The sequence below is a fragment of the Pseudoalteromonas sp. SR45-4 genome (assembly GCF_014163535.1).
GTDB classification, from domain to species: domain Bacteria; phylum Pseudomonadota; class Gammaproteobacteria; order Enterobacterales; family Alteromonadaceae; genus Pseudoalteromonas; species Pseudoalteromonas nigrifaciens.
Genome location: NZ_JACJDO010000005.1, coordinates 73471 through 88186 on the forward strand (window position 1 = coordinate 73471; position 14716 = coordinate 88186).

The following is a 14716-nucleotide window of genomic DNA, read 5'->3' on the forward strand; positions in this document are numbered from 1 at the left end:
GATTTTTTCATGTTTTTACTACGATCTTTTATTTACTTATTATGCTTAGCTGGTGTTGCCTCATTAATTCAGCTTGAAGGCTTTGAATTACAGCAAAATGCACTTTATAGTGAAGAAACACTCACTGAGCACATGCAAGATATTTTAACTTTTTTAAGTGCTATTTTGTTTTTTTATGCCTCGCGTATTAGCTCGAAACTTAAGGTAGCTTCGGTATTACTTGCAGCTCTAACAGCAATGATGTTTGTAAGAGAATTTGATACATACCTTGATATGTATGTTTTTGATGGCGCCTGGCAAACTATCGTTTATTCAATACTTGCTTGTATATTTGTTTACCTAATAAGAAAAAGAGGGACTATTTTTAGCTCCATCCAAGCCTATACTCAAACACCAAGTTATGGCATTTGCTTATCTGGCTTGGTTACGTTGTTAGCTTTTTCTCGCATTATGGGCAGAGGTGAATTTTGGCACTCTATAATGGGTGAGAGCTACGTGCGTATAGTTAAAAACATTATGAACAACTCCCACTAAACGCTGCGCGTTTTGAAGGAGTTTCAAAAAGAAAGCCTAAGCTACCTTTTTAGGCTGGTTCCCAGCCTGAATACCTAACGCCCAGTTTAAGTTAACTTGCGCACTGGCTACATCGCGGGGCTTCTCACAACCACATTCGCATGAGTGCCAGCGGTCTGCTAAGGATTTCTTCTTCTTAGCTCCGCAGTCTGGGCAGGTTTGACTTGGCTTAACTTGCTTTGTTGGTACTTCAACAAATTCGCTACTAGCTTCTTCCGCTTTGTATCGCAGTAAATTAAGAGTCATGGCTGGCGCGGTGTTCAGAATTTCCCGATTCAGACCAGCCTTTTGTTTCACCATTTTTCCGTTTTTCTCGACAGTACCTTTGGCACTACGAGTCATGTTCTTAACGGTGAGTTTTTCGGTGGCGATCAATGCCGCCACTTCAACTAATTTTGCAGTTTCTTTATGAGTAAAATCGAGTCTTTGACGGGCGATTTTCTGGTGGAGTTTGGCAATTTGATGCTTTAATTTTCGCTGGGTGCGAGTGCCTTTTTTCGCTAACGCGAGGTCACGTTGTAAAGAGGTTAATCGCTCTTTGCTGTTTCTGAGGTAACGGGGGTTTTCGACTTGCTCAAAATTACCATCCTGATCGATAGTCGAAAAGTAATGAGAAACACCCCAATCCAAGCCAACAGCTTTAGTGCCACAGTTTCTCTCAATGGTGTCATACTCCATTGAAACTGAAATGAACCACTCACCATTCTTTCGGATGATTTCGGCAGTTTTCGGCTTGCCTCCTGTGTTTCTAGCTTTACCTCGGATCTTAACGATACCAACATCAGCCAAATAAACAGCACCATGCTTTTTTTCTTTCAGGTTGAGCTTCCAACCATCACCATGAGCCTTGTAGCCCCAACCTTTAAAGCGTTGAAATGGTTTAAAACGTGGGAATCCAGCTTTCTTATCACCTTTTTTGAGCCGTCTAAAAAAACCGTCAAAAGCCAGTGCAACACGTTTTAATGTGACTTGCTCACTCTGAGCATTAGCATTGAAAATGCCATGCGCTTTACGATTATTACGCCACAGAGTGTTGATTTTGCACTGTTCGTGAAAGTTAAGACTGTAATTAGAATCACGATATGTTTCGATGCGATCACGTAAAGCCCAGTTGTACAACTGGTGATGGTGGACAAACAAATCCATCAGCGATTCTTCTTGAGAAACTGATGATTTCATTTTATATGTAACTTTACGGATTGCTTTTTTCATAACAACTAATTATATTTAGCTGTTATGAAAAAACAAGCCCTAAATACGCTGTATCACAGCGTTTATAATATTCACTATCATTTAGTTCTTGTAACTAAATATCGTCATCGCTGTATCACGCCAGAGGTTGCCGCGTACTTAGAATCTCAGTACAAAAGGTTGTTAAAATCTTGGGATTGTGAGCTTTTGGAGTGCAATGGTGAGCCAGATCACCTTCACCTTTTAATTTCTGCTAATCCCAAGATGCAACCAAGTAAAATGGTGAACAGTTTAAAAACTGCTACATCAAGACTTGTGCGAAAGGAGTTTTCCGAACACTTGGGTGAGTTTTACTGGAAGCCAGTTTTTTACAGCAGAAGTTATTGTCTGGTTAGTTGCGGAGGTGCACCACTTGAAATCGTGAAGCAATATTTAGCTCAGCAGGAAGGATTTGATTAAAGCCACCACTTCGTGGTGGTGCGCCTTTCACCACCACCTAAATTAACTCGCTTTGGCTCATTAGATTTAGATGGAGCACTTGGCGCTATTGGGTAGAAGAAGGGATAGAAACACTTGGTTATACTTTAATTTTAATTTCAGCTATTGAGCTTGTACTTTTGTGTCGTAAACAGCTTAATAAACAGCATCACCATGTTGGCAATGGAGTAACTGACTAACCCAACTTAATTTTTTTGAGGTTAAGTTTGCTAATTGGTTTCATAAATCAATATACTAAGCTTGTTTGCAATTACTCGTATTTTGGAATTTATGATCAAAGATATACTACTACACCCAGTTCTTATCTCAGTGGTGGTGCTCACTATCGCATTTAGTTTAAAAGTACTTGTTGATAAGTTGGCGCGATATAGAGCAGAAAAAAAAGAAAAAGATACTCGCTACATTGCACACAATATTAAGCACTTTATTAACTTTACTATGGTTTTGTTACTGCTGTTTATATGGTCGACTGAGATTCAAAACTTTGCACTGTCTATAGCCGCTTTTGCCGTTGCTATTGTGCTTGCCACTAGAGAGTTTATTCAATGTGTAATTGGCTTTTTTTACTTAGTAACAACCCGCCCATTTAGAATTGGCGACTGGGTACAAGTTGGTGAATATTATGGCGAAGTAGCAGAGACCAACTGGATTAAAACCACCTTACATGAAATTGATATGCGAACTTATCAATTCTCTAGAAAAACAATATTTATTCCTAATAACAAATTAATTACCAGCCCAATAAAAAACTTAAACTTTGTTAAACGCTTTGCTACTCATCATTTTAATATTGTGCGTAAAGACAGCTTTAATCCGTACCCTATTTACGAAACTCTTCGCAATAAAGCCAAGCATTACTGCGAAGAGTTTGAAGAAGTGGCGAGCCGGTATAACTCTATTATCGAAAGAAAATTAGATGCAAAAATTTCAGGCCCAGAACCCGAAATTCACTTTGGTACTACTGAGTTAGGAGAATTTAGAGCAAGCTTCACCCTATTTTGCCCAACCGATAAAGCACTTGAAATAGAACATAAGTTAACTGAATGCTTTATGGAGCTGTGGTATAGCGAAGCAACTAAAAATAATATTAAGGGTTAAAGGTCTACTACTAAATTAATAGAAGTCGAACTTATTAAAGTGACTTTTTATCGAGGAAAACCCAGAGTTCAGAGCGAAGCTATGTCGCTGGGTAGCTCACTTAGGCGAAAGAGAAGAAATATGACTATCACTCTACTGCCTACTAATAAGGCTGCAGTAGAGTAATTATTCACGCTTATAAAATAAAAGTAGCCACCTTATCACTCAAATCAGCAGCGCGATCTTTAAGTACTTTTGCTTGGCTTAAATGGGTCAAAGCCGACTCAGTGATCTCATCAGTAACATCTTTTATAGCAACCGTATTTTGCGTTATTTCATTTGTTACTTGTGTTTGTTCTTCGGCTGCTATGGCTATTTGTCCTGCCATATCAGAAATTATATTAACCGCTTGAGTAATTTCTTCGAGGGCTTTCGCTGCAGCATTAACGTCATCAACACTATTATTAGCTAACCTTTTACTACTATCCATTAAACTAACAGCCTGCTTAGTCGTGTTTTGTAAAGTTTCGATAGTAGTATAAATTTCAGCAGTAGACTCTTGAGTGCGGCGAGATAGAACGCGTACTTCATCGGCAACAACGGCAAAGCCGCGACCGTGCTCACCGGCACGAGCAGCTTCAATAGCCGCATTGAGTGCTAATAAAATTTTAAGTAAATATCGTGAAACAAACAAAAAAACCCCGCATTTTATATGCGGGGCTTTTTTTTGTTAGCTAAATGGTTAGGTTTACACCATTGCAGCTTGTAGCTTTTTCATCGCTGTTTTTTCTAGCTGGCGAACACGCTCAGCCGATACACTGTATTTTTCAGCAAGTTCTTGTAGCGTTGCTTTATCGTCGGTTAACCAACGTGCGCTTACAATGTCTTGCGAGCGTTCATCTAGCGTTTTAAGAGCGCTAAACAAACGAGTATGTGATTGTTCTTGCCATTGTTGCTGCTCAATATCGTCAGCTAAGTCAGCAGTGCCATCAGTTAAATACTGTACTGGTGAATAGGTGCTGCTTGGTGCGCTGTCGTCGTCATCACCTGTAAGGTCAAAGCCCATGTCTTGGCCGCTCATGCGCGATTCCATTTCACGTACTTCTTTTTCACTCACACCTAGCTCGCTAGCTACTGTGCTAACTTCTGCTTGGTTAAACCAACCTAAACGTTTTTTATTTTTACGAAGGTTAAAAAACAATTTACGCTGTGCTTTAGTGGTAGCAACTTTTACGATGCGCCAGTTTTTAAGTACAAACTCATGAATTTCTGCTTTAATCCAATGCACTGCAAACGATACTAAACGCACACCCACTTCTGGGTTAAAACGCTTTACCGCTTTCATCAGGCCAATATTACCTTCTTGGATTAAATCTGCTTGTGGCAAGCCATAACCCGAGTAGCCTTTTGCAATATGCGCTACAAAGCGTAAGTGCGACATAATGAGTTGCTTTGCAGCACTAAGATCACCTTCTTCCTGAAGACGTGTTGCCAGCTCTTGTTCTTGCTCTACTTTAAGCATAGGAATAGTGCTTACCGCTTGAAGGTAACCGTCCATGCTTGCGCTTTGCTGTCCAACTGTAAGTGCCATTGCGTATAAATCTTTACTCATTTTTCACCTCGGTGATAAACATTTGAAACCATCTTAGCACTCTTTACCTAAGAGTGCTAACCCCAATTTAAAACTTTTCTTAAGTATAAATCAAGTGGTTTTTTGTATTTTTTAAGTCTACGCTAAGCGACTGAATAAGTGATGAATTAAGCCTGCTATAGCTTTAAAGTACTTTTATTAAAACTGCTTTAAAAAGAATAATATAAAAATGTGACCCTTTTATGTCAGACTTTATCTGGCTCAATTTCTTTTATATAACGATTAACCGATAAGTACGAACCAATAAACCCTAAGCTAGTAGCAAGCAGTACCAGCGAGCCAAATTCTTTTAAGGTTAAACCAATTAAAGAAAAACTAGTTTGGTAAACGCTTGCCACACTGCTAACCGCAGTTGATAGCCACCACATCATTAGCGCCACACATATAAATGCAAATAATCCGCCTATAACGCCATACCATATTCCGGTCCATAAAAAGGGGGCGTGAATAAAAGTATTAGTAGCGCCTACTAGCTTCATTACTTGTATTTCTTCTTTTTTATCCATAATAGACAAACGAATAGTGTTACCTATTATTAGCGTTACCGAGGTAAGCAATAGCAGCGCAATAGTAATAACACTTTCTTTTAATAAGCTTAGCAATGCATTTAGACGCTCTAGCCAAGCTATATCAAGCTTGCCAAAATCAACTTCTCGCTCACTTTCAAGCTTAGTTAAAAGTACTTTTGCGGCATTAGGTTGTCTGTGTCGCGACGTTGGTATAACGAGCACAACATCGGGTAACGGATTGCTATTTAAATAGCTTAGCGCCTGACCAAATCCAGATACTTGCTTAAACTCTTGCAGAGCTTGCTGCTTTGAAATAAAGGTCACGCTTTCTACTTCTGGGTAGAGTGCTAAGCGCTTTACTAAGGTTTGGGTTTCTTGCTCGTTCATGCTTTCTTTTACGAACAAAGAAATTTCGCTGGCCTCTTCAAAGCCACTGCTTACCTGTTGCACATTTTTAACCACTAAGTATAAGCTAGCTGGCAAGGTTAAGCTCAAACCCAGTACTGCAATAGTCATTAACGACGCTAGAGGTGTACGCCACATTTCACCTAAGCTATGTACGCCTTGGCGAAAAATATTAATAATAAAAAAATAACCGCCAGCAAATACTGATTTTTTTTGTTTATCGTTACTATTTTGACGACTTTTAAAAAGTAAACTCATAATGCGCCCTCGGCTAACGGATCTTGAATCATACGACCATCTTTTAGGGTTAAGCTGCGATACTTCATCCGGGCCACTAATCCTAGATCGTGGGTAGCAATAAGTACGGTTGTTCCATGGTTATTAAACTCTTCAAAAAGACGTAATATTTCCATTGAAAGCTCAGGATCTAGGTTACCCGTAGGTTCATCTGCTAATAATATTGGCGGGGAGTTAACAATTGCGCGGGCAATACCCACACGCTGCTGCTCGCCACCAGAGAGCATAGATGGGTGGCATTTAATTTTATCAATCAAGCCAACCTTATCAAGTGCGCCATGCACACGCTTTGCAATTTGTTTATGGTGTGTGCCTTCAATGATCAAGGGCAGTGCTACGTTATCAAATATAGTGTAGCGCTCTAATAAGCGGTGGTTTTGAAATATAATGCCGATGTCGCGACGGGCATAAGGAATTTGCCGTGAGTTTACCTTGTTTAAATCTATACCGTTAATAAACACACTTCCAGCAGAAGGGCGTTCCATTAGGCTAATTAGTTTTAACAGCGTACTTTTACCCGCGCCACTGTGGCCGGTTAAAAACGCGAGTTCACCAGGCTTAATATGAAAGTTAACTTTTTCAAGAGCACGATGCCCGCCTGGATAGGTTTTACTTACTTGCTGAAAATTTATCATTTTTTATTATGCCAACACTATTAAGTATCAATAAAGCTGGTATTCCTCGCAATTAAAAAGGGAGCAAGCTCCCTCTTTTGGTAAATAAAAGTTCCACCTTTTAAAGGTGTGTTATAAACCACACCTACAGAACCGGAAAATCAAAGTACAAACATTACCATTTGGGTGAAGCTTTCACTTTATGAACGTCGCGCTGATCACTTTTCAACGCTTGTACTAATAGCTTGCTAAGCTTTAAGCGCCGTCTTCATCTTGGCTAAATAGCGCATCAATAAAGTCATCGCTTTTAAAGGCACGTAAATCATCAATACTTTCACCCACACCAATATAGCGAATTGGAATGTTAAACTTATCTGCTACCGCAAAAATAACACCGCCTTTTGCCGTGCCATCTAGTTTTGAAAGAGTAATACCGGTTAAACCAACGCATTGATTAAACAAGTTTACCTGGCTAATCGCATTTTGCCCTGTGCCTGCATCAATAGTTAACATTACTTCGTGCGGCGCATCAGGATCAATTTTTTTCATTACTCGCGCTATTTTTTCAAGCTCTTGCATTAAGTTGTCTTTATTTTGCAAGCGCCCTGCTGTATCTGCGATTAATACGTCAACGTTACGCGCTTTTGCCGCTTGAAAAGCATCAAAAATAACAGACGCACTGTCAGCACCAGTATGCTGTGCAATAACAGGAATACTATTACGTTCACCCCATACTTGTAGTTGCTCAACCGCTGCGGCTCTAAATGTATCACCCGCAGCAAGCATGACCGACTTGCCTTCGCTTTGAAATTGCTTAGCCAATTTACCAATGGTCGTCGTTTTACCTACACCGTTAACACCTACCATTAATATAACAAATGGTTTTTTATCGGCTGGAATAACCAACGGCTGCTCTGCAGTTTTAAGCATTACGGCCATTTCTTGTTTCATTAGCTCATAAAGTGCGTCACCGTCTTTTAATTGCTTACGGTTTGCCGCATCAGTTAGGCGGTCTATTAACTTCATTGTGGTATCAACGCCTAAATCGGCGGTGAGTAATTGCGTTTCTAGTTCTTCAAATAAATCATCGTCTATTTTTTTACCGCTAAATATGGAAGCAAAACCAGAACCAATATTAACGCGAGTTTTTAATAAACCTTTTTTAAGGCGAGAGAAAAAACCTTCTTTTTTAGGTTTCTCTACTTTTTGAGCTGCTTCGCTTGCAAGTTCATCTGCAATACGCTGCTGCTCTAAGCGCTCAGCCTCTACTTGTTCAGCTGCAACACGCGCTTGTTCTAAACGCTCAGCTTCTGCTTGCTCTGCTGCAATACGTACTTGCTCTAAACGTTCAGCTTCTGCTTGCTCTGCTGCAATTCGTGCTTGCTCTAAACGCTCAGCTTCTGCTTGCTCTGCTGCAATTCGTGCTTGCTCTAAACGCTCAGCTTCTGCTTGTTCAGCTGCAATACGCTGTTGTTCTAATCGCTCAGCTTCTGCTTGCTCTGCTGCAATTCGTGCTTGTTCTAAACGCTCAGCTTCTGCTTGCTCTGCTGCAATACGTGTTTGCTCTAAACGCTCAGCTTCAGCTTTTTCCGCTGCTGCTTTTTCTTGCTCAAGGCGCATCTGCGCTTCTTGCTCTGCTAAACGCTGCTGTTGCTCTAACTGTAATGCATGAGCATCTGCTTGCTGTTTTGCGAGTAACTCAGCATTGGCTTTTTCAATCGCTAGCTTTTCAGCTTGCTCGACTGCAAGCTTTTGCTGCTCTAAATTCTCAGCTTCAGCTTGCTCTGCTACAATACGTGCTTGCTCTAAACGCTCAGCCTCTGCTTGTTCTGCTGCTTTTTCTTGCTCAAGGCGCATCTGCGCTTCTTGCTCTGCTAAACGCTGCTGTTGCTCTAACTGTAATGCATGAGCATCTGCTTGCTGTTTTACGATTAACTCAGCATTGGCTTTTTCAATCGCTAGCTTTTCAGCTTGCTCTCTCTGTGCTTGCTCGGCTGCAAGTTTTTGCTGCTCTAATCGCTCAGCTTCTGCTTGCTCTGCTGCAATACGTGTTTGCTCTAAACGCTCAGCCTCGGCTTGTTCAGCTGCTGCTTTTTCTTGATCAAGGCGCATCTGCGCTTCTTGCTCTGCTAAACGCTGCTGTTGCTCTAAATGCTCTGCTTCAGCTTTTTCTGCTGCTAAGCGCGCTTGCTGTTGGTTATCGGCCTCTTGGGCACTTTGTTCCGCTTGTTGTTTTTTATCTGACTTACCAAAACCTAACCAAGACAGTAATTTACTTTTTTTTGCCATACTTGCTAATAACCACTTATAAAATTCTGATAAACTAACGATAATAATAGTATGTGCGTTAACTGCTATTTTAAACTGTTTAAAGGCACAATCTATTGTCTAGGATGCTTATACTACCACTTTTAATGCAGTTGAAAAATAATACGCTATGATATGATTGCAATATTATCTGAGCTAGATAGCAGATACCAATTTTTAGTGAGCTAAATGAGAAAAAAAACAACGCAAAATAAAGTAACTAGCAAATCCAGCGATGGCTTTATTAGAGTGGTCAGTGGCCAATTTAGAGGCCGAAAGCTGCCCGTCAAAGACGTACAGGGGCTGCGCCCAACAACTGATCGTATAAAAGAAACTGTGTTTAATTGGTTAATGCAAGATACCCGAGAGGCAAATGTGCTCGACTGTTTTGCCGGTTCTGGCGGTTTAGGTTTTGAGGCACTATCGCGATTTGCTAAAAGCGCTACTTTTGTTGAACTTGACGCTGCCGCAGCAAAGCAAATTGAGCTAAACATTAGTACTTTAAAGCTGCAAAACGCACACGTAAAACATACCAATACACTGGCATTTTTAGAGCAAATTAATAGTAATGAGCCATTTAATCTAGTTTTTGTTGACCCGCCATTTCGTAAAAACTTGGCACAATCGAGCGCTGATTTACTAGAAAACAACCAATGGCTAAGCAGTGACGCTTTAATTTACATTGAGGTGGAAAGCGAGTTAAGCACCTTTACTGCACCAATCAACTGGTTGTTAATTAAAGAAAAAAAGGCTGGGCAAGTTTTTTGTCGTTTGTATCAACGCCAAGTAAATTAACACTGTTTTAGATGCCAGCTTTCTGTTAATATTATCCTTTACATGTGGTGTTGCTTCGGATTACAATACCGCACCATTTTTGAACCACTTGATCAATGTTTGATCAACTTGAGCAACGCTCATAATTTAGGTAGGTGAATTTTTAATGCCAGTAATTAAAGTAAGAGAGAACGAACCGTTTGACGTAGCACTTCGTCGCTTCAAGCGTTCATGTGAAAAAGCAGGAATCCTTTCAGAAGTTCGTCGTCGCGAGCACTATGAAAAACCAACAGCTGAGCGTAAGCGTAAAAAAGCTGCTGCAGTAAAACGTCACATGAAAAAACTTTCTCGTGATAACGCACGTCGCGTTAAATTATACTAATATATTAGGTCTTGTATAAATGAGCCTTTTAATAACGCTAAAAGATGCGCAAAAAGATGCGATGAGAGCCAAAGACAAATTACGTCTTAACCCTATTCGCATGGTACTTGCTGAAGTCATGAAACGTGAAAAAGACGAGCAAATAACACTAGACGACGCAGGTATTACCTCCGTTATAGTGAAGCTTGTTAAACAACGTCGTGACTCTTACACTCAGTACAAAGATGCTGGGCGTGATGATTTAGCTGATATTGAAGCCAATGAAATAGTAGCACTTGAAACTTTCTTACCTCAAAAATTGAGTGAAGAAGAAATAATTGCTCTCATTGATGCGGCTATTGCTGACACTAACGCAGCAGGTATGCAAGACATGGGTAAAGTAATGGGTATAATCAAAAGCAAAGCTGAAGGTCGCGCCGATATGGGCAAAATCTCTGGTTTAATTAAGCAACGATTAACAGCCTAGTACTCCCACATACATTAAGTATTATTGAAGTAAACCGAGCCTAGAGCTCGGTTTCTTTGTTTTTGTATCCGATTTGTGTTCAAATCTACAAACGTGCTATTTGCACCCGCCCTATTTAATAGCAATTAATATATGCGTATAAAATCGCTTGGTTTTATTTTTAGGGTTATAAATTTAATCTCGCTTTCATTGTTATTCTAATTATCTCAGGACGTTATTTTACTAATGGCTGGAAAGATCCCACGTAATTTTATAGATGACTTGCTTGCCAGAACCGATATTGTCGACCTGATAGACTCAAAAGTCGGTCTTAAAAAAGCCGGTAAAGACTACCAAGCTTGCTGCCCTTTCCATAACGAAAAATCGCCTTCGTTCACCGTCTCCCAAGATAAACAGTTTTATCACTGCTTTGGCTGTGGCGTTAACGGTAATGCTATTTCGTTTGTTATGGAATACGAAAAACTTGAGTTTGTTGATGCTATTGAAGAGCTTGCAAGTTTACTTAATTTAGAAGTTCCCCGTGAGCAAGGTAGCGGCTCGGCACCTGAGCGTACTGCAGCGCAAAAACGCTCTGATTACGATTTAATGCTCCATACTGCAAGGTTTTATCAACACCAGTTAAAGCACCATAGTAATTCTGCCGCTGTTATTGAATACGTTAAAGGCCGGGGCTTAAGCGGCGAAATAGTTAAAAAGTTCATGATAGGTTATGCACCAAGTGAATGGGATGGTTTGTGCCTACAACTTGGCCGTAACAAAGAACAAAAAGAGCAATTGGTAGAGCTAAAACTCGCCTCAGAAAAAACACCTGGCAGACAGTTTGACTTTTTTCGCGATCGATTAATGTTCCCTATTCGCGATAAACGTGGCCGCGTAGTTGCCTTTGGTGGGCGCGTAATGCAAGCCGATCAAGGCCCTAAATATTTAAACTCGCCAGAGACACGTATTTTTCATAAAGGCTTTGAACTCTATGGTTTATATGAAGCTAAACAAGCACACAAAAAGCTCGACCATGTACTGATTGTTGAAGGCTATATGGATGTGGTGGCGCTGGCAGAGCAAGGTATTGAATATGCCGTTGCAGCACTTGGGACAGCAACAACCAGTGAGCATATGCACACTCTATTTAGAACAACAGATAAAGTAATTTGTTGTTACGATGGTGACCGTGCAGGGCGTGATGCAGCTTGGCGTGCGCTCGAAAACGCACTGCCTTATTTAAATGATGGTAAAGCATTAAACTTTGTATTTTTACCCGACGGCGAAGACCCCGATTCCTTAGTACAAGCCGAAGGTAAAGATAAGTTTGAACAAAGATTAAATGCAGCCGATGATTTCACTAAAGTGTTATTCAATAAGCTCAGCCTAGAAATAGATTTAACGCTTGATTCGGGTAAAGCCAAGTTACTTAGTGCCGCATTACCATTAATTGAAAAAATTCCTAGTGAGTTTTATCAAGAAAATATTCTTGAGCAGCTCGGGCGATTAATTGGCCGTACTCGTGAGCAACTCAATAATCGCTTAAAAACACCTAAGCAACAGCATTCAATTGAGCGAAAATTTAAAATAACCCCCATGCGCCAAGCAATCGGTATTTTAATTCAACATCCGCAAATGGCTAAAAGCGTGCCCTATTTGCCCGATTTAGCACAAATGAATATTGCCGGCATTGGTTTGCTACTGCGCTTACAACATCAAGCGTTGCAAAAAGAAGATGTTACCACAGCGCAGTTGCTCGAATTCTTTAGAGGCACTGACGATTATGACCCGCTAACTAAGCTGGCAACGTGGCAACATCAAATAAATGAAGAGCGTTTAGAGACTGTTTTTCAAAATACTTTTAAATTTATTGAAGATCAGTGTTTAAATTATCGACTAGAGACCCTATTAATAAAGGATAAGACGCAAGGTCTAAATAGCGATGAAAGACTTGAATGTCATTTGTTAATGACAGCGTTAAAAGCGACTAACAGCTAGTCAAATTTGATTTAAACTGTTATACTACGCTATTCACTGCGTCACATTATTCTAGTTTAGCTTTAAGGCAAACTACATGATGGCGCCTGTTGTATCAACTTATCAGAGTGGAAGAAAAAATCTCTATGGATCCAACTCCTCAGTCACAATTAAAACTTCTGATTCTAAAAGGTAAAGAGCAAGGCTACTTAACTTTTGCAGAAGTAAATGATCACCTTCCACAAGATATTATAGACTCAGATCAAGTAGAAGATATCATTAGCATGATTAATGACATGGGTATCAAGGTTAGCGAAAACGCGCCAGATGCCGATGAACTAATGATGCAAGAAACAACGACAGACGAAGACGCAGCTGAAGCTGCCGCTGCAGCCCTTGCGACCGTAGAAAAAGAGATCGGCCGCACAACGGATCCGGTACGCATGTACATGCGTGAAATGGGTACTGTTGAACTTCTGACCCGTGAAGGCGAAATTGTAATCGCTAAGCGTATTGAAGAAGGCATTAACCAAGTACAAATTTCGGTTGCTGAATACCCTGAAGCAATTACTTACCTACTCGAGCAGTGGGATAAGTTTGAAGCAGAAGAAATGCGCCTTAGCGATATTATCGTTGGCTTTATTGATCCTAATGAAGACACAGCGCCAATTTCGGCAACTAATATTGGTTCAGAATTAAGTGCAAAACAACTTAATGACGACGATAAAGACGATGACGACAGCGACGAAGATGATGAAGACGAAGAAGAAGTAGACACAGGACCAGATCCTGAAGAAGCACGTGTTCATTTTGAAAATTTACGTGATTTATATAATAAAGCACGTGAAACGTTTGAAGCTAAAGGTCGCTCGCACCCAGATTCTCTTGCCGCTATATTTGAAATTGGTGAGTTATTCAAAACCTTTAAATTAATACCTAAGCAATTTGATCGCATGGTTAATAACATGCGTGAAATGATGGACAGAGTTCGCGTTCAAGAACGTCTTATCATGAAACAAGCAGTACAAATTGCTAAGTTACCAAAGAAAACGTTTGTTAAGCACTTTGCTAATAACGAAACGGATGCTACTTGGGTTGATTTAGAAATTGCAGCTAACGAAAAGTACTCGGCAAAACTTGAAGAAGTTAAGCCTGAGATCATTCGTAGTCTGAATAAATTACGTGTTATTGAAAGTAGCACTGGCTTAAATATTGAGCGTATAAAAGACATAAACCGTCGTATGAGTATTGGTGAAGCTAAAGCTCGCCGTGCGAAAAAAGAGATGGTTGAAGCTAACTTACGTTTGGTAATTTCAATTGCTAAAAAATATACAAACCGTGGTTTACAGTTCTTGGATTTAATTCAAGAAGGTAATATTGGTTTGATGAAAGCCGTTGATAAGTTTGAATATCGCCGTGGTTATAAGTTTTCGACTTATGCTACGTGGTGGATACGCCAAGCAATTACGCGCTCTATTGCTGACCAAGCAAGAACGATCCGTATTCCGGTACATATGATTGAAACGATTAATAAACTTAACCGTATTTCACGTCAAATGTTACAAGAAATGGGCCGTGAGCCAAATCCAGAAGAATTAGCTGAACGCATGATGATGCCTGAAGACAAAGTTCGTAAGGTACTTAAAATTGCTAAAGAACCAATTTCGATGGAAACACCGATTGGTGATGATGAAGATTCGCATTTAGGTGACTTTATCGAAGATACAACCATTGATTCGCCAATTGATTCGGCAACTATGGAGTCGCTTCGTGGCGCAACTAACGACGTACTTGCTGGCCTAACAGCCCGTGAAGCTAAAGTACTGCGTATGCGTTTTGGTATTGATATGAATACCGACCACACCTTAGAAGAAGTAGGTAAGCAGTTTGACGTAACACGTGAACGTATTCGTCAAATAGAAGCAAAGGCGCTGCGTAAATTACGTCACCCTTCTCGCTCTGATTTACTGAAAAGCTTTTTAGACGCTAAATAATAAGCGGCTAATACATATTAAA

General features: G+C 40.2%; 13 protein-coding genes and 1 pseudogene. 8 read left to right on the forward strand and 6 right to left on the reverse strand.

Annotation, left to right across the window (positions count from 1 at the left end):
• Positions 1-9 precede the first annotated feature (9 nt).
• Positions 10-534 (forward strand): hypothetical protein, encoded by a 525-nt coding sequence (locus H5058_RS03915; protein WP_225741007.1) that lies wholly within the window; start codon positions 10-12, stop codon positions 532-534.
• Positions 535-570: 36 nt separating this feature from the next.
• Here H5058_RS03915 and H5058_RS03920 read toward each other — a convergent pair whose 3' ends face one another.
• Positions 571-1785, reverse strand: a complete 1215-nt coding sequence (locus tag H5058_RS03920) for an RNA-guided endonuclease TnpB family protein (RefSeq protein ID WP_024605726.1) — start codon at positions 1783-1785, stop codon at positions 571-573.
• A gap of 24 nt (positions 1786-1809) precedes the next feature.
• Here H5058_RS03920 and tnpA point away from each other — a divergent pair, with 24 nt between their 5' ends.
• Together tnpA and H5058_RS03930 are read left to right on the forward strand one after the other, a co-directional pair.
• Complete coding sequence (gene tnpA / locus H5058_RS03925; RefSeq protein WP_036932744.1) at positions 1810-2223, forward strand: IS200/IS605 family transposase; 414 nt, start codon at positions 1810-1812, stop codon at positions 2221-2223.
• A gap of 309 nt (positions 2224-2532) precedes the next feature.
• Entirely contained in the window at positions 2533-3360 is an 828-nt protein-coding gene (locus tag H5058_RS03930; protein ID WP_089367659.1) for a mechanosensitive ion channel family protein, read from the forward strand.
• 175 nt (positions 3361-3535) lie between these two features.
• Here the strand turns inward: H5058_RS03930 and H5058_RS03935 are convergent.
• The 5 genes and pseudogenes from H5058_RS03935 to ftsY form a co-directional block, all read right to left on the reverse strand.
• Positions 3536-4003 (reverse strand): annotated as a pseudogene (locus H5058_RS03935) (methyl-accepting chemotaxis protein); the annotation flags it as partial.
• A gap of 84 nt (positions 4004-4087) precedes the next feature.
• Complete coding sequence (gene rpoH, locus H5058_RS03940; protein ID WP_011327068.1) at positions 4088-4951, reverse strand: RNA polymerase sigma factor RpoH; 864 nt, start codon at positions 4949-4951, stop codon at positions 4088-4090.
• Between the two features lie 224 nt (positions 4952-5175).
• The gene (ftsX, locus tag H5058_RS03945; RefSeq protein ID WP_011327067.1) at positions 5176-6162 is read right to left on the reverse strand and encodes a permease-like cell division protein FtsX; all 987 of its coding nucleotides are present in this window, start codon (positions 6160-6162) and stop codon (positions 5176-5178) included.
• Positions 6159-6836, reverse strand: a complete 678-nt coding sequence (gene ftsE / locus H5058_RS03950; protein ID WP_058372450.1) for a cell division ATP-binding protein FtsE — start codon at positions 6834-6836, stop codon at positions 6159-6161. Before ftsE ends, ftsX begins: the two co-directional genes overlap by 4 nt.
• 234 nt (positions 6837-7070) lie before the next feature.
• Complete coding sequence (gene ftsY / locus H5058_RS03955) at positions 7071-9104, reverse strand: signal recognition particle-docking protein FtsY (RefSeq protein ID WP_182676971.1); 2034 nt, start codon at positions 9102-9104, stop codon at positions 7071-7073.
• Positions 9105-9311: 207 nt separating this feature from the next.
• Here ftsY and rsmD point away from each other — a divergent pair, with 207 nt between their 5' ends.
• From rsmD to rpoD, 5 genes are all read left to right on the forward strand, one after another.
• Complete coding sequence (gene rsmD, locus H5058_RS03960; RefSeq protein ID WP_182676973.1) at positions 9312-9917, forward strand: 16S rRNA (guanine(966)-N(2))-methyltransferase RsmD; 606 nt, start codon at positions 9312-9314, stop codon at positions 9915-9917.
• Between the two features lie 145 nt (positions 9918-10062).
• Positions 10063-10278 (forward strand): 30S ribosomal protein S21, encoded by a 216-nt coding sequence (gene rpsU, locus H5058_RS03965; protein WP_002957797.1) that lies wholly within the window; start codon positions 10063-10065, stop codon positions 10276-10278.
• Between the two features lie 19 nt (positions 10279-10297).
• Positions 10298-10744: a GatB/YqeY domain-containing protein gene (locus H5058_RS03970; protein ID WP_041454325.1), complete on the forward strand. Its 447-nt coding sequence runs from the start codon at positions 10298-10300 to the stop codon at positions 10742-10744.
• A gap of 225 nt (positions 10745-10969) precedes the next feature.
• On the forward strand, positions 10970-12721 hold the full coding sequence (gene dnaG, locus H5058_RS03975; RefSeq protein ID WP_011327062.1) for a DNA primase: 1752 nt from the start codon (positions 10970-10972) through the stop codon (positions 12719-12721).
• A gap of 125 nt (positions 12722-12846) precedes the next feature.
• The gene (gene rpoD / locus H5058_RS03980; RefSeq protein ID WP_011327061.1) at positions 12847-14694 is read left to right on the forward strand and encodes an RNA polymerase sigma factor RpoD; all 1848 of its coding nucleotides are present in this window, start codon (positions 12847-12849) and stop codon (positions 14692-14694) included.
• Positions 14695-14716 lie beyond the last annotated feature (22 nt).